This window comes from Tenacibaculum larymnensis, from assembly GCF_028829235.1.
GTDB lineage: Bacteria > Bacteroidota > Bacteroidia > Flavobacteriales > Flavobacteriaceae > Polaribacter > Polaribacter larymnensis.
The window spans coordinates 1-26,646 of the sequence record NZ_JAIWJY010000016.1 but is presented as its reverse complement, the minus strand read 5'-3'; the positions used below and the strand labels follow the sequence as shown (position 1 = coordinate 26,646).

Here is a 26,646-nt window from a genome sequence, read left to right as displayed (position 1 = left end):
ACATGATGACTTATAATATTATTTTAGTTGATGACCATAAAATGTTTTTAGACGGATTGTTGAACATTTTTAATAATGAAGATGTTTACAATATCTTACTTACAGCAAATAGTGGTGAAAATGTAATAAAGTACATAAAAACAAATCCAGATCAACATATAGATATTGTTATTAGTGATATTTCTATGCCAGATATAGATGGTATTACATTGAACGATTATATAAAAAAAGAACGTTCAGACATCAAAACATTAATTGTTAGTATGCATACAGATACAGGGATGATAGATGCATTGATAAAGAATAATGTTGACGGATACCTGTCTAAAAATGCAACACAATCTGAATTATTACAAGCTGTGCAAACTATTCTTAATGGTGAAAAATACTTTTCACAATCTGTACGGGAAGCATACATGGAAAATGTTTTTAATAAAAGAAAAGAAACTTCTGTAATGTTAACGGCAAGAGAAAAAGACGTACTTAAATTAATTGCTGAAGAATATACTACACAAGAAATAGCAGATAAACTCTTTTTAAGTAAGCATACCATTGAAAGTTACAGGAAGAATTTAATATCAAAACTCAACGTAAAAAACCTAGCTGGATTAACAAAATACGCAATAAAACTAGGGCTTGTAGAGTAATAATTTAGCGTACCCCCTGAAAACAGGGTAATAACTTTCACTAGTTTCAGTCTATTTAAACAATAGATACTCTCGCATCTTTGTACCGTAATTAATAAGTAATAAAGTTATGGTAATTTTTGGATGGCGAGAAGCCAAAATAAGCATACAACCAGTAAACAATCATAGTTGCAATTATTGTAATACGCCAGAGCGATTGTTTATACAAGTAAATAGATTGTATGCACATATATTTTGGATTCCTGTTTTTCCATTATTCAAAAAAACATACAGTATTTGTGGGCATTGTAAATTAGAAATGAGCAAAAGTCAAATGCCACCAGATTTACAACGAAAAGCAAAAGAGCATAAGCAAACAAGTAAAACTCCTTGGTGGATGTTTTCAGGACTTATCATCGCAACTTTTTTAATGCTGTTTATGTTTTCTTCAGCACTTTTAATTCATAAATAATAAAATCAATATAAACCATTTAAATTTTAATTAAACATGATTTACGGAATCTCATTAGTATTTTTAAGTATTGTGGCAGTGCCATCTTTAATTTTATCAAAAAAACCAAACGCCAAAGAATTATTAGAAAAAATAGAGCCTTACCAAGGATGGATTGGTCTTATCTTCTGTATTTGGGGAATTTGGGGAATCATTTCAGCTGTTTTAAATATAGGTTGGTTAACTACGGCACCAATATGGTGGGGAACTTTCTTAGCAGGTAGTATTGTTGAAGCAGGGTTAGGTTTTATGTTAGGATACGGAATGATAAACAAGTTATTATTATCAAAAAATCCTGAAGCTAGAGAAAAAGCAGAAATATTGAGAGGGAAGATTGCACCGAAACAAGGAAAGTTAGGATTATTAGGAATAGCTGTAGGAGTGTGGATGATTGTTGCTTCATTCATCTTTATATAAGCTAACTAAATAAAGAAAGAGAAAAAAAATATAACATTGTAAACTAAGGCTTAAATAAGGTAGGGGTGTGGGGTTTCTATCAAAAAATCAAAAAAAAGCCTTGTTTGCAATGTTTTTTACATAAACGTTAAGAATTTATTTTATAACCTGATAAAAGATATTAGAAATGAAAAGGGTAAATAATATTTTAGGGGTAATTGTAGTATTTATAATGTTTGCAAGTTGTCAGAAAGAAACTCCGCAAAAAGTTGTTGAAAAAACAGTACTTAAAGCCAATCTATTGATGGCTAACTATGGTATAGGGTATTTTGAGCAACTTAAAGAATTACAAAAAAATGAATATCTAAAGTACTATGATAATGACGGAGAAGAATATGCTGCAACATATTCTCAATACCTTCATAGAGTCACCATACCAAATCTTGAAAGAAGTTTAAAAGATATTCAGAAATTAGAAGTAAATGAAGATTCAAAAGAGTTAATAAATGCTTCTGTTGAATTATTTGAGTTTTGTATCGACTTTTATAAAAAGGACTATGCAGAAATAGCATATATGTATGATGAGGGAAAAACTCAACAAGAAATTAATCAGTTAATCAAAGAGTTTAAAGCAAAAAGCCTAGAAGAGTTTAAAGCAAAAAACTTAGAACTAGACGAGGCAGCAAAGAAATATGCTGAGAAAAAAGGAGTAAACTTGAAGTTTGTTTAAACAATTTTTAAATCAAGCTTAGGTTCAGCACCAATTACATATTTAGATTTAATAGTTAAGGATTCTTTTTTGTTGTTGGAAACATCCTTAATGTATTTAGGAACAGTTAAGCCGCTTTCATTTATAATAAGTTTCTCATTTTTATAAATTGTAATTTCTGTCATCACCACAATTTCACTAGCTGTAGAAAGTTCTTCTTCTTTTAAAATCGTATGCTTTTTAGTAAAACTTAATTTGTTTGAAGTTTTTTCAAACAACCAATCACTCGAGTTCATGGCTTCTTTACTAACTTCAAAAACCTTGTCATGTTCGCGATAATATTTTTGTTGAATGTCGGTTTTAATATTTTCAGAAGAGCCTGTACCAATAGTTAACGTAATTTTCTCAGGAATAAAAACAGTATCTGAATTAGATTGTTTCATTAAGTTATAAAAAACAGAAACTTGTTGCTCACTATCCAATGCACGTTGCATAGTTTCACTTACAATAATATCAGGAGAAAAGTTTTTTGGGAATTGATATTTTGTAGCGTCTTGATTTATAAAGTTGATATTATTGGTTTCTAAACCTAACTTTTTAATTGTACTTTTTAAAGCCTCAAAACTTAGAAGATTTACCTCTAAAAGTGTGTATGTTATATTCAAATCAGTATACTTCAATATAAAAGGAAGTATGAGCGAAGCAAAAGGACCAGTACCAGCATAAAGAATATGTAGTGAGTCTTTTTGATGGATTTTCTCTTGAATAGCAACCTCAATCCCTCTAATAAACTTATAGGTTCTTACCAAATCATCAAGACAATTAGCTGCCCATAAAGTGCCTATTGCTACACCATTTTCAAGTTGAACATTATTTCGATGCTCTTCATTATTTATAGTTTCATTTGAAATTCTAAAAAGTAATTGTTTATACTCTTTTAAAGCTGAAGAATAATCAGGTTTTTCTTCAAAGAATTGAGAAGTAATATGCAGTAACTCTTTTTTTAAATTCATCATAAGTTATTATTTAGATGTAAGTTTTAATAACTTTTGTTCCATTTCATGAATAAGTTTTTCTGAAGCAGGCTCATTGTTACGCTTTAGTTCGTTTAAGATAAGACGTATTGTTTCTGGTGAGTCAATTTCTTCTTGTATAGTTTGAAAGCTATCTTTTGGAGCAAGTGAAAAGAACAAAGAATCTGACCACTCGTTTCTCTCTGCGTCAATAACTAAGTGTATGCGATCCTTATTTCCTTTGTTGGCAACAGAATGTACATAATTTACATTCGTATACCAACATTCTCCAGGCAACATATTCAATGGTTTATCATTTAAAATAAATTCAACCTTGTTATTTGTAATAATCGGAATATGTAAGCGAAAATTGCCATCTTCATAACCAAGTTTGTAATCACGATGAGGTTTTATTTCTGCACCAACATTCAAACGAAGCAAGCGAGCAGATAAAATAGGGCATTGAAAAGAGTTAATGACCTCTCTAAAATAATTACAATCACTCATTATGGGAGTTTTCTGAATAGTACCATTATCATTTTGAAAAGCAAAAATGTTAGAAGTATCACCATTGCTAGTATATAAAGGAATTGCTTTCCACTCACCTTCATATCCTGATGTGTTAAAATGAGGAATCCAATGTTGATTTACAACTAAAGAATAATCATGTAAAAGCTTATCTGTATCAAACAGAAAAGGAAGCTTTAAAGATGTGGTAGTTTTAATTTCTTTCACTAGAATGTAAAATTTAGAGATGGAATAGTTTTACAGCAAGTTAAAAGAAAAAAAGCAGACAAAATATCTTTTGAGAATAAGTGCTAACTTTTTAAGTATAAATGAAAGAATATTAAAAATAAAAAAAGCAACCTTTTTGGGGCTGCTCTTTATTTTTAAGAAACTAAATCTTTAATTCGATTCGTAATTGTTTTTTTAATGTCTTTAGGATAACTTCTATCCCCGTGAAAAACATCGGCCATAGCTTCGCTAAACTGTTGACCGTATTTTTTCAATACAATATTTCGAATATTTTTTTGTTCGTAAAACCACTTAGAAAGCCATAAACCAGTTTTTATTTCAGGAAGTAAGCTTTCCGATATTTTTTCTAGGTATAATTTTTCAGCTAATTCAGGTTCTTTTTCACTCTCAATTATAGCTTCAGCAGCCAATTTACCACTGTAAATAGCGTTAGAAATTCCTTCTGCAGTTATGGGGTCAGCAAAGCCAGCAGCATCACCAATTAAAAACACATTGTTTTTAACAAATCCGTCTGTACGAGGAGAAACAGGAATTTGAAATCCATGCTGAGATTCGCTAACAATATTTGTAATATTTAAAGTTTTTAAATATTGTTGATAGTGTTCTTTCAAGTTAATTTTAGTTCTTCTAGCGGAAGCAACTCCAATAGATAAATGCTTCTTTTTAGGAAAATTCCAGGCATAACCATAAGGAATAGCATCAATATCAAAACGAACTTCTTTAGATAAACGTTCAAAGTCTTCATCAGAAACTTCTACTTCATATTCTAAAGCAGGAATTAATTTACGAGTATCTTCTTTCCATCCAGCCATTTTTGCGGTTGGACTCAAAGCTCCGTCTGCAGCAATAACAAAATTAGCAGTAAAATTTCCCTGAGAAGTTTCTAGAGTAATAATATCATCAGAAAAAGATAATCCTTTTAATTTATGATTTTCTAATAACGTAGCTCCAAATTCTTTTGCCTTTTGGGTAATTAGATTGTCAAAAGAATCACGCATAATCATAGAAATAGTTGGTTTTTCTCTATGCGTTTTAAAATGAAGTTTTTCTCCTAGATAAATATCAACAGTATGGAACTCTTTTTCAACTACCTCCTTAATATCAAAAGGTAAGTTTTTACGCCCTCTAAAAACAAAACCACCTCCGCATGTTTTATAGCGAGGTAAAGTTTCTTTTTCAATAATAACAGTTGAAATACCTTTTTGTGCTAAATAAAAAGCTGTTGAAGCTCCTGATGGTCCGCTGCCAATAACAGCAACATCGTAATGTTGTTTCATAGGTTAGTTTTTAAATCGGTTAAAAATACACTTTTATACCGAAATAAAAATAAAATTACCAATGTAAGCGAGCCATAACAGGGTAGTGATCAGAAAGTTTTATGTCTCCGTAAGTTTTAAACTGGTTAATGATAGCTTTTTTATCTGTTAAAACAAAGTCGATACGCATAGGGTAGATGTATCGGAAAGATTTACCTAGGCCAATTCCACATTCAATAAAAGCATCTTTTTTATCAGTAGCCAATTGTTTATACGCCCAAGAATAAGCTGTGTTATTAAAGTCGCCACAAACAATTTTTTTGCCTTTCCAAGAATACTCATGTTGTTGGATTAATTCAACCTGACTTACTTGTTTAACAAAACCATTTTCTAAACGCTTAAATAAACGCTCTGAACTTTTTTCTCCAAAATTTTCTTTTTTCGGGTTCAGTTTTAACGATTCCAAATGTACATTGTATACACGAATAGTGTCATTTTTAACAAGAATATCAGCAAAAATGGTATTGTTAGCACTTTGTTTAAAATCAAGAGAACCAGAATTTATAATTGGGTGCTTAGAGTAAATAGCTAGCCCAAATTTATTCGTTTTCGTTTTCGTTTTTATGTATTTGTAAGGAAGTTTAATGTCTAACATTTTTGAGTTATAAAACTCCTGTATGGCAATAACATCTGGATTTTCATTGTTGATGAATTCGTAAATTTTCTGCTCAGTAGTTATATCTTCTTCATGTTTATAATGATTAAATAAATGAACATTATAACTTATTATTTTTAAATCATCATTTAAGATTACTTCCTTGTTTGAAAATTTAACTAAGGGAGTAGAGATAAACCATCCTATAGCTAAAACGAGTAATGATAAAAATGCATTTTTATGCATTTTAATAAGCCAATACACAAAGAAACCAATGTTTACGATAACTAAAAACGGGACAAACAAGCCAAAAACAGAAAGGAAAGGAATTGTTTGCGGAGATACGTACGGAAGTGCGTACGATAGCAATAAAACAGCTGCAAAAACTGAATTGATAAAGAATAAAAATTTATTAGCTATCGAAAACTTTCTCATTTAATTTTTTCCTTGTTTAAATAAAAACTCTTTTTCACTTTTACTTAAAGTATCGTATCCAGATTTACTAATTTTATCTAAAATAGCATCTACTTCTTCTTGATTTCTTGTTTTATCAACGTTTGATTTTTGGGTTTTATTACCAGACTTATAAACTGTTTTTAGCTTTTTATCTCTTTTAGAAAAAAGTTTGTTTATTGATTTAAAAATATCCAATTCCTTGTTACTAGCGCTACGAACATAGAAAAAACCAAATAAAGCACCACCAAGGTGTGCTAAATGCCCACCAGTATTATTTCCTGGAATTTGTATTATGTCTATTAAAATCAAAAAAACTGCTATATACCATAATTTAACATAGCCAATTAAAGGAATTTTAAATGAATAATTAGGGATGTAAGTCGCTATTCCAACCAATATAGCAGATGTTCCAGCAGAAGCTCCTAATAAAACATTAATGTGAGGACTGTTTACTAACGCAGGAAAATAATTATAGCTTAAAATAAAAACAAGTCCACCAAAAAATGTACCTAATAAGTAAAAAGTTAAAAGTTGTTTTTTGGTAAAATAATCTATAAAAAGATTACCCACAAAGAATAAAATTATAAGATTAAACAAGATATGGATGAAACGTGTGTGTAAAAAACCATATGTAATAATAGTCCATGGTTTTAGTATAAAATCATCAAAATTGGCAGGTAAAGCTAACCATTCTACTAAAAAGTTAGTTTTAGATTGAAAAAGAAACCCAAAAGTATTGGTAACAAAAACAAGTAAGAAAACAGCTAAGTTTACATAAATTAACTGTTCAACAATTCCTGCATGTTTAAATCTATATTTTAAGTTATCGAGTATATTCATGTTTTATGACTTCTTGAATAAAGACAAGTTAAGTTACTAAATTAACGAAATTTAAATTGATTTTTTTTCCAATACCAAGCAATAATAAAACCAATTATAGCACCACCAATATGTGCAAAATGTGCAATGTTACCAATTGAATAACTAGTCATACCAAAGAATAAATCACTTAAAATAATTAAAGGAATAAAGTATTTGGCAGCAATAGGAACAGGGAAGAAAATCAATGCTAGTTTAGCATCAGGATAAGTTAATCCAAAGGCAACTAAAATTCCATAAATAGCACCAGAAGCACCAACGGCAGGAGTGTGGTATAAACTATAAAACTCACTCATAGTTTTATTAGATAAAGTAATTAAACTATCGTTATACTGTCCTGAACTTAAAATATTTTGAATTTCAGCAGGAGAAACTCCCATGCCAATTAGTTGTTCATAAATTCCATTAAATTGATAATAATTTGCGAAAGTGTAAATTAAACCCGCACCAATCCCCGCAGAAAAATAAAAGAATAAAAATTTATTTCGTCCCCACATTTGCTCAAGTGGAGTACCAAAAGCCCACAAACCATACATATTAAAAAGTAAATGAGCAGGCCCACCATGCATAAACATGTGTGTAATATATTGCCAAACCCCAAAATGTTCATTTTTAGGATAATGCAAAGCAAATAGATTAGTTAAATCCATGTTTAATAGCTGCGGAGCAAAATACATAATCACGTTAATGATTATTAAATGCTTTATGGCTTGTGTTAATCTTGGCATATTACTTTTTATTTATTAAAAATGGCATCTATTTCATTTAAAGCTAATGTTTTAAACGTAGGTTTGCCAAATGGTGAAATATTAGGTTCTTTACAAGAGAACAAGTTGTTTACTAAGTTTTCTTGCTCTTTTGGATTTAAAGAAGTTCCTGTTTTTATAGCGAGTGATTTTGCAAATGATTTAGCCATTACATCAAAGTGACTAAAGCTAGTGTCAGGTACTTCAAGTTTAATATCATCTAATAACTGCTCTAAAATAAGTGTGATTTGACTTTCACTTATTGAGGTTGGAATTCCTGCAATTACTACACTTTCTTTGGTGAACTCATCAAACATAAAGCCAGCACTCTCTAAATCAGACTTTATGCTATATATCATTTCTATATCAGACGAAGAAAAAGAAATATTTACAGGAAACAGCAGTTGTTGACTGCTTGCTTCTTTAACAGTAATGTTTTCTAAAAATTCTTCATACAATACACGTTGATGTGCTAAAGATTGGTGAATTAATACGACTCCTGATTTTATAGAACTCAACAAGTATTTTTTTTGAATTTGGAAGGTTTTTCCAGTTTCAGTTTCTTGTTCAGACTCAAAAAGTTGCTCTTGTTGAGCAGGTTCAATAGTATCAGTATTTGTATATAAAGCTTCCCAACTTCCAGTATCTTTTTTAAAGTTAGATTGATAACTGTGTGTTGTGCTACTTTTTGGTGAATTACTTGTATTAGAAGGCTCTTTATAACTAGTTTCAGTTTTAAAAGGGTTAAATGTAGGATCTACAGTTATTGGAGGAACTGAAGAGTTACTTTTTTTACTATAATCGTAAGGAGTATCTAAAGTAGAGTCTCTATCAAAATCCAAAACAGGAGCTACATTATATTGTCCTAAACTATGTTTAACTGTAGCACGTAAAATAGCATATAACGCTTTTTCGTTATCAAACTTAATTTCTGTTTTTGTTGGGTGAATGTTAATATCAATCGTGTTAGCAGGTACTTCTAAATATAAAAAGTATGAAGGGTGTGAACCACTCTCTAACAAACCTTCAAAAGCATTTACTACAGCATGATTTAAGTATGAGCTTTTTATAAAACGGTCATTCACAAAAAAGAATTGTTCACCACGTTTTTTCTTAGCAAACTCTGGTTTTGCCACAAAACCATTAACAGTAATAATATCGGTTTGCTCATTAATAGGAACTAACTTTTCATTCATTTTAGTTCCAAAAATAGCGACGATACGTTTACGTAAATTACTTTTCTTTAAATGATAAACTTCGTTATTATTATGATGTAATAAAAAAGAAATGTTTGGGTGTGCTAGAGCCACACGTTGAAATTCATCAACAATATGGCGAGTTTCAACAGTGTCGGATTTTAAAAAGTTACGACGAGCAGGAATGTTAAAAAATAAGTTTTTAACAGCAATACTGGTGCCCTTAGCAGTTGAAACTACTTCTTGAGAAGTTATTTCACTACCTTCAATTTTTATTTGCGTGCCTAACTCATCATCTTCTTGCTTAGTTTTTAGTTCAACATGTGCAATGGCAGCAATAGAAGCTAAAGCTTCACCACGAAATCCTTTGGTGTTTAGGTTGAATAAATCTTGTGCATCTTTAATTTTTGAAGTAGCGTGACGTTCAAAACTTAAACGAGCATCGGTAGCACTCATTCCTTTACCGTCGTCAATTACTTGAATCAAAGTTTTTCCAGCATCTTTTAACAATAGGGTAATAGAAGTAGCACCAGCATCAATAGAGTTTTCAATCAACTCTTTTACTACAGAAGCAGGGCGTTGAACGACTTCTCCAGCAGCAATTTGATTAGCAACATGATCAGGTAGTAACTGTATAATATCTGACATTTAGTTATTTTTTAGGGAAAAAGATTGAAAGGTCAAAATCGATAATAAATAAAAATATTAGTGTTAAAACCAAGGCTATAACTACTATAGTTTTATTCAGTTTGTAACCAGAATCTTTAAACTCGTCAAAAGCAGCATTAAATTTTCCCTTTAAACTTTTTCTCTTTCCAACAGTAGTTCTGTACTCATCAAACTTATGTTTTACTTGATAAGGATTACCATCCCCTTTATAATAACGAGGTTTGTAATCGAACTTTTTATTTTCTCTTTTGATAAATCCCATAAAATTGTTGCTTCTTTAATAGCTTAAGTGGAACAAAAATCACACCAAATAAGACGAGTTCCAAAGTTACTGAATTATAGAGAGGTGGTCAAAAAAAGTGTATAAATTAAAGTTAAAAAGCGTCTAGATTGTGCAACCTAGACGCTTTTTAATAATGTTTATCTAAAACAGAATTAATTAAAAACCTAATGAATTTGATGGACGTTCTTGATTTTTAATTGCTGCCATTTTAACTGCTGCTACAGCACATTCAATTCCTTTGTTCCCTAGTTTGCCACCTGAACGATCAATAGATTGTTGTTTAGTATTGTCGGTCAATACACAAAAGATTACAGGAACATCGTATTTAATGTTTAAGTCTACAATTCCTTGTGTTACACCTTCACATACAAAATCGAAGTGTTTGGTTTCACCTTGAATCACATTCCCAATGGCTATGATAGCGTCAAGTTTTTGTGTTTCGATCATTTTTTTGCATCCATATACTAATTCGAAACTACCAGGAACATCCCATGAGACGATGTTTTCTTCAGTAGCTCCACAATCTAGTAAAGTTTCAATAGCACCTTTGTGAAGGTTTTTAGTGATTTCAGGATTCCATTCTGAAACAACAATCCCAAATCGAAAAGACTTCGCATTTGGGATTGTTGCTTTATCGTAATAAGATAAATTTGTTGTTGCCATTATTGAGCGTATTTTGCACTGTTGATATATTTTTCAATATCTCTTCCTTGATCAGAATCAGCGTATTTTTCTTTAATGGTTGTATAAAATTTTTCAGCTTTACCGTACTCTTTTAAATCCATTGCAATTTGAGCTGCTTTGAATAAAAATAAAGGAGTAGTAAATTGATTGTCTTTTTTATTTGCTGCTTTTTGATAGTAGTCTAAAGCATCTTTTGGCTGGTTAATATCAGCAAAAGCATCACCAATAGCACCTAAAGCAGTAGGGCCTAATAATTCATCGTCAGAACTAAAATCACTTAAATACTCGATAGCTTCTTCGTATTTTTTCATTTTTAAGTAAGAAATACCTGCATAGTAGTTAGCTAAGTTTCCTGCTTTTGTTCCTCCAAATTGTTCAGCAATGTCAATAAAACCATATTTTCCATCACCACCTTCTAAGCCTAAAGTATATAATGAGTCAGCAATAGCACCTGCAGAAGTGTTTGCTTTTTCAAAGAAAGTACGAGGGTATGCTAATTCGTTTGAAGCTTCTTGTTGTGTTGGCTCAGCAATAAATTTGTTATAAGCTAAGTACACTAAAATTAAAGCTGCAACAGCTACCAATCCGTAAAATAATGGCTTGCTATTTTTTTCAATCCATTCTTCTGATTTATTCGCAGTATCGTCTAAAGTGTTAAATACTTCAGCAGTAGTACTTTGAGATTCATCAAATGTTTCTTCTACTTCTTGTGTAACCTTTTCTTTCTTAGGTTTATAACCTCTTTTCTTGTATGTAGCCATAATTGCTTAAAAAATTAGTGGCGACAAAAATAGTTTTTTTAATTGGATTTTAAAAGTCGTTTTTTCGTAAATTTTCGATAATTTGCGCTTTCTTTTAGTAATAAGGCTTATTCATGTATTTGCAAAAACTATCTTTGGTAAATTTTAAGAATATTGAATCGCAAACTTTTGATTTTCAAAAGAAAATTAACTGTTTTGTAGGGAATAATGGTATTGGGAAAACCAATGTGTTAGACGCAATTTATTACTTGTCATTTGCTAAAAGCTACTTTAATTCGATTGATGGACAGAATATTCGACACGGTCAGGATTTTTTTATGGTTGAAGGAGATTATTTGTTAAATAATCGACAAGAAAAAATTATTTGCTCTTTAAAAAGAGGTCAAAAAAAAGTATTGAAGCGTAACGGAAAAGCCTACGAAAAATTTTCTGAACATATAGGGCAGTTACCGTTGGTGATTATTTCTCCTGCGGATAGGGATTTAATTGTTGAAGGAAGCGAAACTCGTCGTAAATTTATTGACGGAGTAATTTCTCAACAGGACAAAAAATACTTACAAACATTAATTTCGTACACTAAAACGGTGAGTCAGCGAAACGCATTGTTAAAATATTTTGCTGCTAATAGAACATTTGATGCTCTGAATTTAAAAGTATATGATGAGCAATTAATTGAATACGGAACGATTATTTATAATAAAAGAAAGGCTTTTTTAGAAGAGTTTGTACCTATTTTTAATGCTAAGCATAAAATTATTTCTGGGGCAAACGAAGAGGTGAATTTGCGTTATAAAAGTCAGTTGCACGATATGTCTTTAGAAGTTTTGTTGCAGCAAAATCTAGAAAAAGATAAAATGTTACAGTATACATCGGTAGGAATTCATAGAGATGATTTAAACTTTGAAATTCAAGAACATCCTATTAAAAAGTTTGGATCTCAAGGGCAGCAAAAATCGTATTTAATAGCGTTAAAGTTAGCGCAGTTTGAGTTTATAAAAAAACAATCAAACGTAACTCCAATTTTGTTATTGGATGATATTTTTGATAAGTTAGATGAAAACCGAGTTGCTCAAATTGTTGATTTGGTAAATAGTGATGAGTTTGGGCAGATTTTTATTACAGATACACATGCAGATAGAACAGAAGAAGTGATAAAAAAGAGTAACCAAGAATATCAGATTTTTAAGTTATAATGTTGCTATATAAGTAAGACAAAAAATAAAACTAATGGCTAAAAGAGAAAATGATAGTTTTTCATTAAAAGACTTGATGGGAAGTTTTATCCAAGAGAACAATAAACTAAAAAAAGGTTTTCAAAAAATTCATATTGACGAAGCTTGGGAAAAACTTATGGGGGCTGGAGTTGCTTCTTATACAAGCGAAGTAAAATTACAAAACGGAACCTTAATTGTTCGTTTATCTTCTTCGGTACTACGAGAAGAGTTAAGCTACGGAAAAGATAAAATAATACGCATGATTAACGAAGAAATAGGAGAGGAACTCGTTAAAAAACTAATGTTGGTTTAGTAATTCTAATTTTTATACATTTATTTACTGTTAGTTGAATTGTAGGTTTATTTAACCTTTTGAAAGATAACACCATCTTTATCGTTAAATTCAGTTGGACGACTTCCTTTAAAACCGAATTGAAGTTTAATAGTGTTTTTCTTAATTTTTTTAGCGATACAGAATAACCTACTTATTTCGCCGCTTTTTTTTGTTTTAACAATAAAATCAACTTCTATTGGTTCTTTAGAGTAATCAACTTCATATGACATGGTTGCTTTTTCTCCATTTATAGTAAACTTTTTTCCTCCTAAAGTTTTTTCTTGGGTTTTAAAGTAAGCATATCCATTTTTTTTAAAAATTATGTAACCGATTTCTTTTTTGTATTTCCCTTTCCATTTTCCTACAATACTAAAATCACTTTCAGGGTGTTTAGTAAATGATGTTAATGTTAAGGTAAGAATTAATAAGGTTATTATTTTTTTCATAGCTTAAAGTTTTTTGAGTTATATGTCTGTCTAAATAATTTGAAGTTAGATAAATAGGGCTCTAAGTTAATCAAAATTAAACTTTGTCCAACAATAATTTTAGTTGTAAAAAAACTCGCTACAATTAAGTAACGAGTTTTTTATTGTTATTTCTTTATTGAGTTAAAGCTAAACAATAACAATTGATGATTTTTCATTAGGATCATACTTGATGTTTATTGTTTCTCCAACTTTAGGTATAGATAGTTTAGATACGTGCGTTGTGGTGCTAATATCAAACTTTTCACCAGATACTGGTTCAACATGAAGGCTTAATAGAATAATAGGGTCAAAATTAACTAATGAGCCTGTGTCTTGTACTAGAGAAACTTTAGCTTTAGCAGGAGTTCCTTCTGTAATCAATCTTTGTTGTTTATCAACTAAATCGATTTGAGCTTCAGAAGCTTCAAGTATGTCGTTTGTTTCATCAACAAAACTTTTACCTAAGAATAATCTTGTTAGCCAGCCAACGATACCTCCTGATACTACTTTTTTTGTTTGTTGAATTACTTGTTTTGGATCTTGATCTTTTGCCATTTTTTTGATTTTAAGTTGTAGAATTATTTTCTGCTTTTTTTAAAGCGGAAGGCAAAACTAGGTAATATAAAAGCTTTTTAAAAGGAAGTTGCTGGATAAAAGAAAGATTAAAAGTTAAGTGTTTGTTTTATAGTTTTTTAATGGAGGTGATGATTTTTTTTATTAGAATAAAAACTAAGTGTTATATAGAGTATTAAACAAAAAAACTCGTTACGATTATGTAACGAGTTTAATATATAAAGTTTATTTCTTACTAAGAATTAAAACATTTCTCTACCAGAAAAGTGGAAGGCACCTTCGATAGCTGCGTTTTCATCAGAATCAGAACCGTGCACTGCGTTTTCTCCAATAGAAGTAGCGTATAACTGACGGATAGTTCCTTCAGCAGCTTCAGCTGGGTTTGTAGCACCGATTAAAGTTCTAAAATCTTCTACAGCATTGTCTTTTTCTAAGATAGCAGCGATGATTGGTCCGCGAGTCATAAACTCAACTAATTCACCAAAGAAAGGACGCTCACTGTGTACTCCGTAAAAAGTCTCAGCATCACGCTTAGTCATTTGTGTTTTTTTCATAGCTACGATTCTGAAACCTGCAGCATTAATTTTTTCTAAAATTGCACCAGTATGTCCGTTTTCTACAGCATCTGGTTTAATCATTGTAAAAGTTCTATTTGTTGCCATTATTAAATGTAATAAATATCAGTAAATGATAAATTCCTTAATTGTTGTTGCTTATGCAAATTTGCGCATAAATCGGCGCAAAAATACACTTTTTAATGTTATTAACAAGTTAAGGGTATATTTGATTGATTTCTTGTAAGATAACTCCGTTTTTACCACGCATTTGAAAACTAACTTTTTTAGTTTTTAAGTTTAAAATCAACATGCCATAGCTTAAAGAGTTAACGACACTACCAACTCTAAAGTCGTTTTTTTCTGAGGTAAATGAAGAATAGGAGTGTGTTAATCCGCTTGAAGTAAAATCAATAATTGGATATTTTACTCCGTTAATGTTAGTCTTAGAAAACTCAGAAATATGTCTGTCACCAGAAAGAAGAATGACATTGGTATTTGTTGATTTTTGAATTAAATTGAATAATTTATCTACTTCATGAGGAAAGTTTGCCCATTTTTCAAAACCATGTTCTTTAGGTAATATTTGAATACTGCTAACTATCACAGTAAAGTTTGCTGTAGAGTTTGTTAACTCATTAGTGAGCCATTCCCATTGAGTTTTTCCTAAAACTGTACCTTCATTGTATTTATTTGGTTGAAAACGTTGTCCGTTTGTTCCTTTAGAGAGTGAAGTTCTAAAATAACGAGTATCTAAAACAATAATTTTAACACTACCTTTTTCTGTTTTAAAAGTTTTAGAGTGATAAACGCCTTTTTGTTTTCTTCTTGGTGAGTTTTTGGGTATGTTTAAAAAGTCTAAAAATAATTGTTGACTTTCATCTTTCATTACAAATTCTACTCCTGCATCATTTTTACCATAATCATGATCATCCCATGTAGCAAGAATAGGAATCTTAGTGGTTAGTTTTTTATAACTTTTTACATTTTTTTGAGTTTTATACATGCGTTTCATTTTACGCATATTATTGGTGTCTGCATAAATGTTGTCTCCACCCCATATCCATACATCTGGTTCAAGAGATAAAATGTCTTCCCAAAAAGGGTTGTTAAGTCTCTGATTATTACAAGAACCAAAAGTAATTGTAAATGTTTCTTGGCTAAAAGAGGTTAGAGAAAAGGCTACTAATAATACAAATGAAGTAGTAAATTTCATAATGGTCATGGTAATTTTATTTTTGAACGAAGAAACAAAAAGAAATACATAAAAAGGTTAATATAGCATTAATTTGTATATTCGCCTTTTATGATTTTGAAACACTTTACAGAACTGCAAGAATTCTTGTCAGAACCTAGAAATGTTGTGATAATTGGGCATAGAAATCCCGATGGAGATGCAATAGGTTCAACGTTAGGATTAAAACATTATTTAGATAAAAAAGGGCATACTACTCAGGTATTAATGCCAAACGAGTACCCTGATTTTTTACATTGGGTTCCTGGGTCAAAAACCGTAAAACGTTTTGATCGTCAAAACAAACAATCAGTCAAAGCCTTATCGAAGTCTGATATTATTTTTTTACTAGACTTTAATGCATTGCATAGAGTTGGAAATGACATGCAAAACACATTAGAGCAATATGAAAATGATTTTGCTTTAATAGATCATCATCAACAGCCAGATGATTTTATGTATATGTATTCTGATACATCTATGTCTTCAACATGTCAAATGGTATACAATTTTATTGAAATGATGGAAGATGTTGATTTGATAGATAAGAATATAGCTACTTGTTTGTATACGGGTATTATGACAGATACAGGTTCATTCCGTTTTAGATCAACAACAAGTACGACTCATAGAATTATAGCAGACTTGATAGACAAAGGAGCTGAAAATGATAGAATTCATAGTAATATTCATGATGCAAATTCTTACAACAGGTTATTGTTACTAGGACAAGCTTTGAGTAATATGAAAGTTTTACCAGAGTATAAAACAGCCTTCATAACCTTAACGGAAGAAGAGAAAAAACGATTTCATTACGAAAAAGGAGATACAGAAGGGGTTGTGAATTATGCATTATCTTTGAAAGGGATTGTATTTGCAGCTATTTTTATAGAAGATGAAGAACAGGGGATTGTAAAAATATCTTTCCGTTCTAAAGGAAGTTTTTCTGTAAACCAGTTTGCTCGTAACTATTTTAATGGAGGAGGGCATGATAATGCTGCAGGAGGCAGAAGTGATGATAATATGGAAAATACGATAGAGAGATTTAAGTCGTTATTACCTACATACCAACAAGAGTTAGAAAATTCGTATGAAGCGTAAAATAACATTTTTTGTTTTTATAGCATTAGTTGTAGTGTCTTGTAAAGAACCTCAGGCAAGAAGACCAAAGCAGCATGGTACAACAAATTTTTATAAAGAAGTTCTTAAAGAGAATAAGAAGTTAAATGCTTTAGAAAAACAGCGTTTAGAAGAATGGGTTGCTAAAGATACTGTTAAAGAATATAAAAGTTCACCTAATGGTTTTTGGTATACATATGTAACTAAAGACACATTGAATTTAAGTTCTCCACAAGTTGAAGATTTGGTAATGTTGTCATATAATATAAAGGATCTTAATGGAGATGTTCTTTATGAAACGAAGGAGAGAAGTTATAAAGTAGATAAAGAAGATTTTATTCCTGCATTACAAGATGGAATAAAGTTGATGAAAAAAGGAGAAACCATTACATTTGTCATTCCATCATATAGGGCCTTTGGAGTAACAGGAGATGGAAATAAAATAGCTGTAAATCAGCCAATACAAAGTACAGTAACATTAATCGATATAAAATCAAAAAAAGAAGAATGAAATTAACCAACATTTTAGCAGCTACAGTTGTAGGTTTATCAATTGTTTCATGCAGTAACGGTCAGTTTAAACAAAAAAGTTCATTAGCAACAGAAGTAGACTCTGTAAGTTATGCTTTAGGTTTAGATATGGCTAATAAAATTAAAACAAACTTTGATGAAATGGATCAAGATTTGTTTGTACAAGGTTTTAAAAATGGAATGGATTCTACAAACTTATTAGTAGAGTCAAAAGACATAAATAATATCTTAAGAGCATTTTTCCAGAAGAAGCAACAAGAAAAAATGAAACAAATGCAAGAAGAGCAAGCTAAAAAAGCAGAAGCTGAATTTGGAGACAATAAAAAAGCAGGAGAAGACTTTTTAGCAGAAAATAAAACAAAAGATGGAGTAAAAGCTACTGAAAGTGGTTTACAATATGTTGTTTTAAAAGAAGGTGAAGGAGATGCTCCTACGGCTAGTTCTAGAGTTAAAGTTCATTACCATGGAACTTTAATTGATGGAACTGTTTTTGATAGTTCTGTGGAAAAAGGAGAGCCTGCTGAATTTGGAGTAAGTCAAGTAATTAAAGGATGGACAGAAGGTTTACAGTTAATGAAGCCAGGAGCAAAATATAAATTCTTTATTCCACAAGAATTAGCTTATGGTCCACAACAAAGAGGTCAGCATATTAAGCCTTTTTCTGCTCTAGTTTTTGAGGTAGAATTATTAGAAGTAAAATAAATAAAACTTAAATAGTTGATAATTAATTAGGTTAGCACTTGCTGTTAACCTAATTAATTGTTTATAGGAGAAAATAAATTAAAATAAATGAAATTATTTAAAATAGTACTTGTTACGCTACTAGTATTTGTATCGTGCAAATCAGCTAAATACCCTAGTTTAGAGAACGGGCTGTATGCAGATATCCAAACTAATAGAGGTGATATTTTGGTGAAGTTTTTTTACGATAAAGTACCAATGACAGTGGCTAACTTTGTGGCATTAAGTGAGGGGAGTCATCCTAAAATGATTGATTCTTTAAAAGGTACACCGTTTTATGATGGAACTAAGTTTCATAGGGTAATTAAAGATTTTATGATACAAGGGGGAGATATAACAGGAACTGGTTCAGGAGATGCTGGTTATACATTTGCAGATGAATTTCCAATGGATGATGAAGGTAACCTATTGTATAAACATGATGGACCAGGAGTACTGTCGATGGCGAATTACTCGAGACCAGTTACAAATTCAAGTCAGTTTTTTATAACACATAAAGCAACACCTTGGTTAGATGGTGGGCACTCTGTTTTTGGACGTGTTTTACAAGGTCAAGCTATAGTGGATACTATTCAAAAAAATGATTATATAAAGCATATAGAAATTTTAAGGATAGGCGAGGATGCCTCTAAATTTGATGCGCCAGTAGTTTTTGAACAAGAACTAGCAAATGTTGAAAAGAAAGAAGAGGAAAGAAAGAAGAAATTAGAAGAGTTAAAACAAAGATACCAAGAAGAGCAAGGGATTAATGATGCTGTTACAACCGATTCAGGATTGAAAATTTTATCCTTACAAAAAGGAAATGGGAAAAAGGTAAATCCAGCATTGCCTACTACAGCACATTATACGTTGTATTTGGCAGATGGAAGAAAAATTGATTCTAGTTTAGATAAAGGAGAAGCTTTTGTTTTTACTGTTGATGATGAAAACTTTCCGTTAATAGCAGGGTGGAAAGAAGGTGTGAAGACAATGAGAGAAGGAGATAAAGTGCGATTGTTTATACCTTCTTATTTAGGGTATGGTGATCGTAGAGTAGGTCCAATACCTCCAAAGTCGGATTTAATTTTTGAAATAGAAGTTTTAAAAGTAGGAAAGTAGTTTTGATAGAAAATATTATACAAAAAGATAAAGAGCTTTTAATTTATCTTAACAATTTAGGAAGCGAACAGTGGGATAGTTTTTGGTTAACAATAACAAATCAATTTACTTGGACACCACTATTTGCTTTTGTGCTGTTTTTAGTGTTTAAACAGTTTGGATGGAAAAAAGGATTGTTTACAGTATTGTTTGTAACAATTATTATTGCTTTTTCTGACCAATTCACAAATTTAATTAAAAACACTACAGAAAGAATTAGACCTTGTAATACAGAAGGTTTAAAAGAGTATTTAAGGAATTTTACATACAAGCCTAGAGGATACAGCTTTTGGTCTGGTCATGCTTCATTATCTACTACAATAACTACTTTTATGATTTTGTTATTGAGAAAACATTTTAAGTTGATTTATTTAATGATTTTATTTCCTTTAATTTTTGGATATAGTAGAATATATTTAGGAGTGCATTTTCCTGTTGATGTTACAACAGGGTATGTTTCAGGGATGATTTTAGGAACATTATTTTATTTTGCATACTTAGCCTTAGAAAAGAAGCTAGGGGTAAGAAAGTGGTAGTTTAATATGTATAAGGAAGCATGTTGCCTCTAATAACTAAAAAAAGCTTACAGTTTTGTAAGCTTTTTTTCTTTAATCCCCTAAAAAAAAATCCGAAGCTTTCGCTTCGGACTTGCGGAGAAAGAGGGATTCGAACCCCCGGTCCTGTTACAGACAACGGTTTTCAAGACCGCCGCATTCGACCACTCTGCCATTTCTCCTGAGTGCCTCATCAGATATATTCCCTGATTGCGGGTGCAAATATATGACCTTTTTTCAATTCTAAAAAAGTTTTTTGCTACTTTTTTTAATAAAATTTAAGCATTAAAAAAGTTGTGAAACGTAACGCTTTTGCTATCAATAAGTTTGGTGTAAAATGCAAGAATAAAAAAATAAAGATAAAAGTGAGCAGACTTGAATAAAGGATATAATAACAAGTTAAGCTGCAATTATAAGAATGAAAATTATCGTTTTTAGTAAATAAATTCTACCTTCGTTCTATTAAATAATAAGATATGTTTAATTCATTCGGAAATACTTTAAAGCTAACTACGTTTGGTGAATCTCATGGAATTGCAATTGGGGGTGTAATAGATGGATTCCCTGCAGGAATGAAAGTTGATTTTGATGCTGTTCAGCAAGAATTAGATCGTCGTAAACCAGGGCAATCTAAAATTGTAACACAACGTAAAGAGCCAGATACGGTTGAGTTTATGTCAGGTATTTTTGAAGGGGTGACTACAGGAGCCTCAATAGGATTTATAATAAAGAATACAAATCAAAAAAGTAAAGACTACAACCATAATACAGATGTATACCGTCCTTCACATGCTGATTATACGTATGACAAAAAATACGGAATAAGAGATCATAGAGGCGGAGGAAGAACATCTGCAAGAGAAACAGCTAATTGGGTTGTGGCAGGAGCTTTAGCTAAGCAATTAATCCATCATATTAATATCAATGCATTTACATCATCAGTAGGTGATGCTTTCATGGTGAAACCATATCAAGATTTAGACTTTTCTAAAATAGAAAGCAACATTGTTCGTTGTCCTGATGAAGCATCAGCAGAAAAGATGATTGATAAGATTCATGAAATACGTAAAGCTGGAGATACTATTGGAGGAACAATAACCTGCGTAGCTCAGAATGTACCTGTAGGGTTAGGAGAACCTATTTTTCATAAGTTACATGCTGAACTAGGAAAAGCAATGCTTTCTATTAATGCAGTAAAAGGTTTTGAGTATGGAAGTGGTTTTTGTGGAGCAAAAATGCAAGGTTCTGAACACAATGATATTTTCAATCCAGACGGAACAACCCAATCTAATTTATCAGGAGGTATTCAAGGAGGAATCTCTAACGGAATGGATATTTACTTTAGAGTAGCTTTTAAACCCGTAGCAACGATAATGCAAAACCAAGCTACGACAAACTCGAAAGGTGAAGCTACAGAAATACATGGAAAAGGACGACATGATCCTTGTGTAGTACCAAGAGCTGTACCTATTGTAGAAGCGTTAACAGCTTTAGTGCTCGCAGATTTTTGGTTAATGAATAAAACTAGAAAAGTTTAAAAAAATAAAAAGCCCAGATATAATATGTCTGGGCTTTCAAGTATCTTAAAAATACGACTCTTTCTAGTAAAGAGTTAACATTGCATTTTTATCGTTATTGTTAAATGTAGTAGCAGGTCCACAAGATTGCATAATAGAAGTATTATCAGATCCAGTTGGAGTACCAGCAATATGAATAGCTCCTACACCAGCGCTTCCTTCATTAACATTTTGTCCACAGCTTTCACGTGTTTGATAATCAGTATGACGGAAACCAATACAGTGTCCAATTTCATGAGCCATAGTACCAGCAAGCTCGCTAGAAGTAGGCGCAATAGATAATTCAAACCATCTACTGTTAATACCAAAACCTTTAGCAGGGTCTCCTCTTCTAGTTGGGAAACCAGCAGCTCTACCTAAAGTGATAAACCCACCACTTTCTAATTCGTAAAACTCATTAACTTCAATATCAGCCTTAGATTTACCTTTACCACCATAAGAAACTCTTTGGTAAGTTAATTGAGAACCTAAGTTGTTTAACATAACAATAGTTTTATCTAAAGCATCTGAACCTAAAGTTCCTAAATCAGGAGAAACACTTACAGTAATAACTCTTGGTAAACCTGTTACTAAATTAGTAGTTCTGTAATGTTCAGTGTTTGGAATGTTTGAACCTTAACCTAACTCATCAATTTGAGCAAAAGTAAAGAACATGTCTTCTACAGCCACACCTTTTTCTCCCATAAAGGTAGTTACTTTAGCTGAAGAGGTTTCGAAATAAGCAGCTTGTAGTTTTGAAACTATTTCGGGCGTAATTTCGCTAGTTTCGTTGTTTGGAATAGTCTCTTCTGAAGAGTTACATGCAGTAAACAAAATAACTGCAAAAGCCAAAAGGCTTAATAGTTGTGAATTTAAATTTTTCATTTTTTTGAAAGGATTTTTATTAAAAAATTTCAACGAATGTATGTTTTTATCATGAAATATGCAAAAAAAGTGTTTTATTTGCGTTAATAATATATTTTTATGAGGCTGTTTTTTCTTTTTGTTTTCGGAATATTTTTAACATTTAAAATGTACTCGCAAGTTGATTTTCCTGATTATGTGAAAAAAATAGAACCACAAAAAAATCAGGAAAAAGAGTTGAAAAAAAAATATTATTTAATTCATAAAAAAGATCTGATTTTCAATGAGAAAGAAGTTAATGTAGTACGAAAATTAGACGAAAACTTTTTTATAATAACAAAAAAAGAAAAGCCTTTTTCAATTAAAGGAAATTTATTCGATATAAATAATAGATGGAAACAATCATACAGAGTTTCACAATTGTCTAAGAAAAAGAATAAACAGGTGAAGGTTGTTGTCAAAACAATTAATTCAAAACTATTTTTAGAAGAAGTAGAAGAAAAAAATATAAATATTGAAGTACAGCATACGTATAAAAATATTCTAGCTCTTAGAGTATCTTCAGCTGATATAAGTAAATTAACCCGCCTGTATTATGTTGTTTATGTAGATGTTCAAAAAACTCCTAGTCCAGAAAAAACACCGATAGAAAAAATAGATTTAAGCGTAAATAATATAAATAAACTTCAAAATGATTTTAAAACAATTAATGGTGAGGGATTAACTGTTTCTGTAAAAGAATTGTTGTTTGATGTTAACGATATAGACTTAAGAAATAGAATAAAATTGTACGGAAATGAAGCAGAAGATGTTTCTAGTCATGCAACTTTAATGGCTACTACAATAGGAGGAGCTGGGAATAGTACACATAACTCCAAAGGAGTTGCTTATCATAGTAATTTATCATCTTCAGACTTTAGTACGCTATTACCTGATAATGACACTTACTATGTTGACAATAATATATTTGTTCAAAACCATTCTTATGGAACAGAAATAGAAAATTTTTATGGAGCTGAAGCGAATGCATATGATCAAAGCACAATTGACGTACCTGAATTACTTCATGTATTTTCTTCAGGTAATACAGGAGAAGTAGCATCTAATGAAGGAACTTACCAAGGAATAGAAGGATATGCTAATATGACAGGAAACTATAAAATGGCAAAAAATGTTTTAGTTATTGGAGGGGTTAATAAAGAGCTAGTAGTAAACACAAGAAGTTCAAAAGGACCTACTTATGATGGTAGAGTAAAACCTGAATTAGTGGCTCATGGACCCGACGGAACATCAGATGCAGCTGCAATAGTTTCTGGAGTAGCAACGCTACTACAACATAAATATAAAGAGAAAACAAACAAATTTCCTTCTTCGGCATTGTTAAAATCTGTATTAATTGCGGGAGCTGATGATGTGGGGTCAAAAGGAATAGACTTTAAAAGTGGTTATGGTAATGTGAACAGTTATCAAAGTGTGGAGATTTTAGAAAATGGAACATATATTAATGATGAAATTTCAAGTAATGAAGTTAAAGAATATTCAATTCCTATAAATACTGAGTTAAAAGAAATAAGAATAGCATTAGTTTGGAACGATGTTCCTGCTAATGTTAATGACAATAAAGCGTTGGTAAACGATCTAGATTTAGAAGTGAATAGTGGTGTAAATTCATGGTTACCCTGGGTTTTAGACGCTTCACCATCCAAAAGTTCGCTAGAAAAAGAAGCTGTATATGGAGAAGACCACTTAAATAATGTAGAATTAATAACGATTGACAATCCAGAAACAGGTACATATACTATAAAAGTAAAGGCAAATTCGTTAGCAACATCAACGCAGTCATTTTCGATCGCTTATTTTTATCAATCTAAAAATATTTTCACATGGAATTATCCTAATAAAGATGATAAGTTACCAACTGTAACAGATAAATATGTACGATGGACAAATAACTTGGATTTTCCAGTAAGTAAGATTGAATACTCTTTTAATAAAGGAGCTTGGGTGGAAATATCAAACGCTACAAATGTTGCAAAACCTTACTTACTTTGGAGTACTCCAGAAGTTAACGGAGTCGTTCAATTAAGAGCTTTGGTAAATGGAACATATTATAATTCAGAAGAATTTATAATTTCAGATGTTATTACGCCAATTGTCGATTTTAATTGTGATAAAAATATTCAATTTAGCTGGGAGTCAGTTCCGAATGCAACAGCATATAATGTGCAACTGCTGGATGATACTTATATGTATACAAACTCAATAGTAAACGAAACGAATGTTGTAATTCCAAAAAGTACATTTAAAACATCTTATATATCAGTAACACCAGTTTTTAATGAAGAGGTAGGAGTTAAAGGACGATCAATAAACTACAATTCACAAGGAGTAAACTGTTATTACAAGAATTTTTTAGCCTTTATAAAAAATGAAAATGTAGTAGATGTTCGATTAAGCTTGAGTACTTTGACGAATGTAGCTTCAGTTGTTTTTGAAAAAACACTCAATGGAGAAACTGAAATTATTAAAACTTTTACAGCTCTCAATGTTCAAGAACTCCAAACGGATGATATCAGTGTTAAAGGAGGAAAAAACGAATATAGAGCTAAAATTATTCTTGATGATGGAACAGAAATTTATACAGATAGTATAAAAATAGATTTTCCTTTTGATAACACCTTAAAAATATATCCAAACCCTGTGAAGGCATCAGAAGGAATGTTTGTGTATTCAAGAGGAAACAACTTAGATATAGAGATTGTAGATGTTACAGGAAGAATAATTTATACAAACAAAATTCAAAAAATCAGGCAAACCATTCCTATACCAAATTTTAAAACAGGTTTATTGTTTGTGCGTATACTAAAAGATGGACAACAGGTAGCAGTAAAGAAAATACTAGTAAAACCTTAATAGCTATAAATAATATAGAAGAACACTAAAACTTTTGTGTTACTTTTTGTAATTTTACAAAGTCACTTCGGATGATTTCGGAACCCTATCGAAATTGTATCGAGAAGCTTATATGAACCTGTTCTCGATAAAGTCATTCTAAAGACAATTTTATAACGTTTTATTTAGATATGATTATGGACTACATTAAAGGACGTGGTGCACAACACAACACACACAATAAATTTACACAACATCAACACGAAGTGTTGGATGATTTCTTAAACTATTGCGAAGCTGAAAACGAATCAGCAGACAATAATAAAACAACATATTTAGAAATTTATCCTAAAACAATTCTTAATAAAGTGACAAGTCCAGATATTGGGTTTTCATATTCAATGAATCCATATCAAGGTTGTGAACACGGTTGTATCTATTGTTATGCGCGAAACACACATGAATATTGGGGGTATTCAGCAGGGTTAGATTTTGAACGTAAAATATTGTACAAAGCAAATGCACCAGAACTATTAGAGAAAAAACTACGAAGTCGTAACTGGCAACCACAAAATATTATGTTTTCTGGAAATACAGACTGTTATCAACCGATAGAAAAGAAACTTCAAATCACCCGAAAAATGCTACAAGTACTATTAAACTTAAAGCATCCGGTAAGTATTATAACAAAAAATGCATTAATACTTCGTGATTTAGATATTTTAAAAGAAATGGCATCTCTTCATTTATTAAGGGTAAGTATATCTATCACATCACTATTAGAAGAAACAAGAAGAATAGTAGAGCCAAGAACAGCGACCATCAAAAAAAGATTAGAAACAGTCAAAACCCTATCAGAAAATAACATACCAGTAAATGTAATGATGGCACCAATCATCCCTTCAATTAATAGTCACGAAATACTACCATTAGTAAAAAAGGTAAGTGAGCTAGGGGCAACATCAGTTGCATATACAATAGTACGTTTAAATGGAGCGATAGGAGAAATTTTTACCAATTGGGTAAGAAAAACATATCCTGATAGATCGGACAAAATTTTACATCAAATAGAAGATTGTCATGGCGGTTCATTAAATGATTCTCGTTACGCAAGTAGAATGAGAGGAGAAGGTAAAATAGCAGAACAAATAAACATGCAGTTTAATTTGGCAAAAAAACTGTATTTAAAAGATAAAAAACTTCCTCCGTTAGATTTTACCAAGTTTGATAAATATCAAACCAATCAAACATCACTGTTTTAAATAAGATATTGTAAAACG

At 31.0% G+C, this 26,646-nt stretch carries 30 protein-coding genes and 1 tRNA gene; 14 read left to right on the top strand and 17 right to left on the bottom strand.

Translation table 11 applies throughout. The annotated features are described in order from the left end of the window. Window positions 1-2: 2 nt before the first annotated feature. From LCI24_RS16485 to LCI24_RS16470, 4 genes are all read left to right on the top strand, one after another. Window positions 3-647, top strand: a complete 645-nt coding sequence (locus LCI24_RS16485; protein WP_274641361.1) for a response regulator — start codon at window positions 3-5, stop codon at window positions 645-647. Between the two features lie 109 nt (window positions 648-756). Beyond that, a complete protein-coding gene (locus LCI24_RS16480; RefSeq protein WP_274641360.1) occupies window positions 757-1,098 on the top strand; it encodes a zinc ribbon domain-containing protein in 342 nt (113 codons plus the stop codon). A gap of 36 nt (window positions 1,099-1,134) precedes the next feature. After that, the gene (locus tag LCI24_RS16475) at window positions 1,135-1,554 is read left to right on the top strand and encodes a hypothetical protein (RefSeq protein ID WP_125068289.1); all 420 of its coding nucleotides are present in this window, start codon (window positions 1,135-1,137) and stop codon (window positions 1,552-1,554) included. Between the two features lie 166 nt (window positions 1,555-1,720). Then, on the top strand, window positions 1,721-2,263 hold the full coding sequence (locus tag LCI24_RS16470; protein WP_274641359.1) for a hypothetical protein: 543 nt from the start codon (window positions 1,721-1,723) through the stop codon (window positions 2,261-2,263). Here the strand turns inward: LCI24_RS16470 and LCI24_RS16465 are convergent. From LCI24_RS16465 to LCI24_RS16420, 10 genes are all read right to left on the bottom strand, one after another. Continuing rightward, the gene (locus LCI24_RS16465) at window positions 2,260-3,258 is read right to left on the bottom strand and encodes an SAM-dependent methyltransferase (protein WP_274641358.1); all 999 of its coding nucleotides are present in this window, start codon (window positions 3,256-3,258) and stop codon (window positions 2,260-2,262) included. The two genes, LCI24_RS16470 and LCI24_RS16465, sit on opposite strands and share 4 nt — an antisense overlap. A gap of 6 nt (window positions 3,259-3,264) precedes the next feature. Next, window positions 3,265-3,990, bottom strand: coding sequence for an aspartyl/asparaginyl beta-hydroxylase domain-containing protein (locus LCI24_RS16460; protein ID WP_274641357.1), 726 nt, complete (start codon window positions 3,988-3,990; stop codon window positions 3,265-3,267). Between the two features lie 155 nt (window positions 3,991-4,145). Then, complete coding sequence (locus tag LCI24_RS16455) at window positions 4,146-5,288, bottom strand: geranylgeranyl reductase family protein (RefSeq protein ID WP_274641356.1); 1,143 nt, start codon at window positions 5,286-5,288, stop codon at window positions 4,146-4,148. Window positions 5,289-5,343: 55 nt separating this feature from the next. Beyond that, window positions 5,344-6,357 carry an endonuclease/exonuclease/phosphatase family protein gene (locus tag LCI24_RS16450; protein ID WP_274641355.1) on the bottom strand — a complete coding sequence of 338 codons (1,014 nt, stop codon included), beginning with the start codon at window positions 6,355-6,357 and terminating at the stop codon, window positions 5,344-5,346. Continuing rightward, window positions 6,358-7,218, bottom strand: a complete 861-nt coding sequence (locus LCI24_RS16445; RefSeq protein WP_274641354.1) for a rhomboid family intramembrane serine protease — start codon at window positions 7,216-7,218, stop codon at window positions 6,358-6,360. Window positions 7,219-7,259: 41 nt separating this feature from the next. Beyond that, window positions 7,260-7,985 carry a rhomboid family intramembrane serine protease gene (locus LCI24_RS16440; RefSeq protein WP_124591219.1) on the bottom strand — a complete coding sequence of 242 codons (726 nt, stop codon included), beginning with the start codon at window positions 7,983-7,985 and terminating at the stop codon, window positions 7,260-7,262. A gap of 8 nt (window positions 7,986-7,993) precedes the next feature. Then, complete coding sequence (gene mutL / locus LCI24_RS16435; protein ID WP_274641353.1) at window positions 7,994-9,847, bottom strand: DNA mismatch repair endonuclease MutL; 1,854 nt, start codon at window positions 9,845-9,847, stop codon at window positions 7,994-7,996. Window positions 9,848-9,851: 4 nt separating this feature from the next. Next, window positions 9,852-10,130 (bottom strand): riboflavin synthase subunit beta, encoded by a 279-nt coding sequence (locus LCI24_RS16430; RefSeq protein ID WP_274641352.1) that lies wholly within the window; start codon window positions 10,128-10,130, stop codon window positions 9,852-9,854. A 177-nt stretch (window positions 10,131-10,307) separates the two neighbouring features. Further along, a complete protein-coding gene (gene ribH, locus LCI24_RS16425) occupies window positions 10,308-10,814 on the bottom strand; it encodes a 6,7-dimethyl-8-ribityllumazine synthase (RefSeq protein ID WP_274641351.1) in 507 nt (168 codons plus the stop codon). Then, window positions 10,814-11,596: a tetratricopeptide repeat protein gene (locus LCI24_RS16420; RefSeq protein ID WP_274641350.1), complete on the bottom strand. Its 783-nt coding sequence runs from the start codon at window positions 11,594-11,596 to the stop codon at window positions 10,814-10,816. Before LCI24_RS16420 ends, ribH begins: the two co-directional genes overlap by 1 nt. Window positions 11,597-11,709: 113 nt before the next feature. On the opposite strand from LCI24_RS16420, the gene recF reads away from it, so the two are divergent. After that, on the top strand, window positions 11,710-12,789 hold the full coding sequence (gene recF, locus LCI24_RS16415; RefSeq protein WP_274641349.1) for a DNA replication/repair protein RecF: 1,080 nt from the start codon (window positions 11,710-11,712) through the stop codon (window positions 12,787-12,789). Window positions 12,790-12,823: 34 nt separating this feature from the next. Beyond that, the gene (locus LCI24_RS16410) at window positions 12,824-13,123 is read left to right on the top strand and encodes a DciA family protein (protein WP_099215390.1); all 300 of its coding nucleotides are present in this window, start codon (window positions 12,824-12,826) and stop codon (window positions 13,121-13,123) included. Between the two features lie 47 nt (window positions 13,124-13,170). On the opposite strand, the gene LCI24_RS16405 is transcribed toward LCI24_RS16410, so the two are convergent. From LCI24_RS16405 to LCI24_RS16390, 4 genes are all read right to left on the bottom strand, one after another. Then, complete coding sequence (locus LCI24_RS16405) at window positions 13,171-13,590, bottom strand: hypothetical protein (RefSeq protein ID WP_274641348.1); 420 nt, start codon at window positions 13,588-13,590, stop codon at window positions 13,171-13,173. Between the two features lie 168 nt (window positions 13,591-13,758). After that, the gene (locus LCI24_RS16400) at window positions 13,759-14,166 is read right to left on the bottom strand and encodes a hypothetical protein (protein WP_274641347.1); all 408 of its coding nucleotides are present in this window, start codon (window positions 14,164-14,166) and stop codon (window positions 13,759-13,761) included. A gap of 260 nt (window positions 14,167-14,426) precedes the next feature. Continuing rightward, window positions 14,427-14,846, bottom strand: coding sequence for a nucleoside-diphosphate kinase (locus LCI24_RS16395; protein ID WP_028892988.1), 420 nt, complete (start codon window positions 14,844-14,846; stop codon window positions 14,427-14,429). Window positions 14,847-14,955: 109 nt separating this feature from the next. Further along, on the bottom strand, window positions 14,956-15,963 hold the full coding sequence (locus LCI24_RS16390; protein WP_274641346.1) for an alkaline phosphatase D family protein: 1,008 nt from the start codon (window positions 15,961-15,963) through the stop codon (window positions 14,956-14,958). Between the two features lie 81 nt (window positions 15,964-16,044). Here LCI24_RS16390 and LCI24_RS16385 point away from each other — a divergent pair, with 81 nt between their 5' ends. From LCI24_RS16385 to LCI24_RS16365, 5 genes are all read left to right on the top strand, one after another. Then, window positions 16,045-17,073, top strand: coding sequence for a DHH family phosphoesterase (locus LCI24_RS16385; RefSeq protein ID WP_274641345.1), 1,029 nt, complete (start codon window positions 16,045-16,047; stop codon window positions 17,071-17,073). Next, window positions 17,063-17,602: a gliding motility-associated peptidyl-prolyl isomerase GldI gene (gldI, locus tag LCI24_RS16380; RefSeq protein ID WP_274641344.1), complete on the top strand. Its 540-nt coding sequence runs from the start codon at window positions 17,063-17,065 to the stop codon at window positions 17,600-17,602. Before LCI24_RS16385 ends, gldI begins: the two co-directional genes overlap by 11 nt. Continuing rightward, the gene (locus tag LCI24_RS16375) at window positions 17,599-18,324 is read left to right on the top strand and encodes a BamJ family beta-barrel-assembly machinery protein (protein ID WP_274641343.1); all 726 of its coding nucleotides are present in this window, start codon (window positions 17,599-17,601) and stop codon (window positions 18,322-18,324) included. Before gldI ends, LCI24_RS16375 begins: the two co-directional genes overlap by 4 nt. 87 nt (window positions 18,325-18,411) lie before the next feature. After that, window positions 18,412-19,461: a peptidylprolyl isomerase gene (locus LCI24_RS16370; protein WP_274641342.1), complete on the top strand. Its 1,050-nt coding sequence runs from the start codon at window positions 18,412-18,414 to the stop codon at window positions 19,459-19,461. 2 nt (window positions 19,462-19,463) lie between these two features. Next, window positions 19,464-20,036 (top strand): phosphatase PAP2 family protein, encoded by a 573-nt coding sequence (locus LCI24_RS16365; RefSeq protein WP_274641341.1) that lies wholly within the window; start codon window positions 19,464-19,466, stop codon window positions 20,034-20,036. Between the two features lie 115 nt (window positions 20,037-20,151). Here the strand turns inward: LCI24_RS16365 and LCI24_RS16360 are convergent. Beyond that, window positions 20,152-20,236: transfer RNA gene (locus tag LCI24_RS16360), tRNA-Ser, on the bottom strand. Window positions 20,237-20,530: 294 nt separating this feature from the next. Here LCI24_RS16360 and aroC point away from each other — a divergent pair. Next, complete coding sequence (aroC, locus tag LCI24_RS16355; protein ID WP_274641340.1) at window positions 20,531-21,592, top strand: chorismate synthase; 1,062 nt, start codon at window positions 20,531-20,533, stop codon at window positions 21,590-21,592. A gap of 63 nt (window positions 21,593-21,655) precedes the next feature. On the opposite strand, the gene LCI24_RS16350 is transcribed toward aroC, so the two are convergent. Beyond that, window positions 21,656-22,237 (bottom strand): M57 family metalloprotease, encoded by a 582-nt coding sequence (locus tag LCI24_RS16350; protein ID WP_274641381.1) that lies wholly within the window; start codon window positions 22,235-22,237, stop codon window positions 21,656-21,658. Between the two features lie 9 nt (window positions 22,238-22,246). Next, entirely contained in the window at window positions 22,247-22,495 is a 249-nt protein-coding gene (locus tag LCI24_RS16345; RefSeq protein WP_274641339.1) for a hypothetical protein, read from the bottom strand. 147 nt (window positions 22,496-22,642) lie between these two features. Between LCI24_RS16345 and LCI24_RS16340 the strand changes: the two genes are divergently transcribed. Further along, the gene (locus tag LCI24_RS16340; protein ID WP_274641338.1) at window positions 22,643-25,387 is read left to right on the top strand and encodes a S8 family peptidase; all 2,745 of its coding nucleotides are present in this window, start codon (window positions 22,643-22,645) and stop codon (window positions 25,385-25,387) included. Between the two features lie 176 nt (window positions 25,388-25,563). After that, entirely contained in the window at window positions 25,564-26,628 is a 1,065-nt protein-coding gene (locus tag LCI24_RS16335; RefSeq protein WP_274641337.1) for a PA0069 family radical SAM protein, read from the top strand. The last annotated feature ends 18 nt before the right edge of the window (window positions 26,629-26,646 follow it).

Bases quoted from the DNA above. Each gene is read 5' to 3' on its own strand.
- LCI24_RS16385 (WP_274641345.1), top strand. From the start codon at position 16,045: ATGATTTTGAAACACTTTACAGAACTGCAAGAATTCTTGTCAGAACCT.
- LCI24_RS16405 (WP_274641348.1), bottom strand. From the start codon at position 13,590: ATGAAAAAAATAATAACCTTATTAATTCTTACCTTAACATTAACATCA.
- LCI24_RS16485 (WP_274641361.1), top strand. From the start codon at position 3: ATGATGACTTATAATATTATTTTAGTTGATGACCATAAAATGTTTTTA.
- LCI24_RS16465 (WP_274641358.1), bottom strand. From the start codon at position 3,258: ATGATGAATTTAAAAAAAGAGTTACTGCATATTACTTCTCAATTCTTT.
- LCI24_RS16450 (WP_274641355.1), bottom strand. From the start codon at position 6,357: ATGAGAAAGTTTTCGATAGCTAATAAATTTTTATTCTTTATCAATTCA.
- ribH (WP_274641351.1), bottom strand. From the start codon at position 10,814: ATGGCAACAACAAATTTATCTTATTACGATAAAGCAACAATCCCAAAT.
- recF (WP_274641349.1), top strand. From the start codon at position 11,710: ATGTATTTGCAAAAACTATCTTTGGTAAATTTTAAGAATATTGAATCG.
- LCI24_RS16480 (WP_274641360.1), top strand. From the start codon at position 757: ATGGTAATTTTTGGATGGCGAGAAGCCAAAATAAGCATACAACCAGTA.
- gldI (WP_274641344.1), top strand. From the start codon at position 17,063: ATGAAGCGTAAAATAACATTTTTTGTTTTTATAGCATTAGTTGTAGTG.
- LCI24_RS16345 (WP_274641339.1), bottom strand. From the start codon at position 22,495: ATGAAAAATTTAAATTCACAACTATTAAGCCTTTTGGCTTTTGCAGTT.
- LCI24_RS16455 (WP_274641356.1), bottom strand. From the start codon at position 5,288: ATGAAACAACATTACGATGTTGCTGTTATTGGCAGCGGACCATCAGGA.
- LCI24_RS16335 (WP_274641337.1), top strand. From the start codon at position 25,564: ATGGACTACATTAAAGGACGTGGTGCACAACACAACACACACAATAAA.
- aroC (WP_274641340.1), top strand. From the start codon at position 20,531: ATGTTTAATTCATTCGGAAATACTTTAAAGCTAACTACGTTTGGTGAA.
- LCI24_RS16420 (WP_274641350.1), bottom strand. From the start codon at position 11,596: ATGGCTACATACAAGAAAAGAGGTTATAAACCTAAGAAAGAAAAGGTT.
- LCI24_RS16475 (WP_125068289.1), top strand. From the start codon at position 1,135: ATGATTTACGGAATCTCATTAGTATTTTTAAGTATTGTGGCAGTGCCA.
- LCI24_RS16470 (WP_274641359.1), top strand. From the start codon at position 1,721: ATGAAAAGGGTAAATAATATTTTAGGGGTAATTGTAGTATTTATAATG.
- LCI24_RS16375 (WP_274641343.1), top strand. From the start codon at position 17,599: ATGAAATTAACCAACATTTTAGCAGCTACAGTTGTAGGTTTATCAATT.
- LCI24_RS16430 (WP_274641352.1), bottom strand. From the start codon at position 10,130: ATGGGATTTATCAAAAGAGAAAATAAAAAGTTCGATTACAAACCTCGT.
- LCI24_RS16410 (WP_099215390.1), top strand. From the start codon at position 12,824: ATGGCTAAAAGAGAAAATGATAGTTTTTCATTAAAAGACTTGATGGGA.
- LCI24_RS16370 (WP_274641342.1), top strand. From the start codon at position 18,412: ATGAAATTATTTAAAATAGTACTTGTTACGCTACTAGTATTTGTATCG.
- LCI24_RS16395 (WP_028892988.1), bottom strand. From the start codon at position 14,846: ATGGCAACAAATAGAACTTTTACAATGATTAAACCAGATGCTGTAGAA.
- LCI24_RS16440 (WP_124591219.1), bottom strand. From the start codon at position 7,985: ATGCCAAGATTAACACAAGCCATAAAGCATTTAATAATCATTAACGTG.
- mutL (WP_274641353.1), bottom strand. From the start codon at position 9,847: ATGTCAGATATTATACAGTTACTACCTGATCATGTTGCTAATCAAATT.
- LCI24_RS16390 (WP_274641346.1), bottom strand. From the start codon at position 15,963: ATGACCATTATGAAATTTACTACTTCATTTGTATTATTAGTAGCCTTT.
- LCI24_RS16340 (WP_274641338.1), top strand. From the start codon at position 22,643: ATGTACTCGCAAGTTGATTTTCCTGATTATGTGAAAAAAATAGAACCA.
- LCI24_RS16400 (WP_274641347.1), bottom strand. From the start codon at position 14,166: ATGGCAAAAGATCAAGATCCAAAACAAGTAATTCAACAAACAAAAAAA.
- LCI24_RS16445 (WP_274641354.1), bottom strand. From the start codon at position 7,218: ATGAATATACTCGATAACTTAAAATATAGATTTAAACATGCAGGAATT.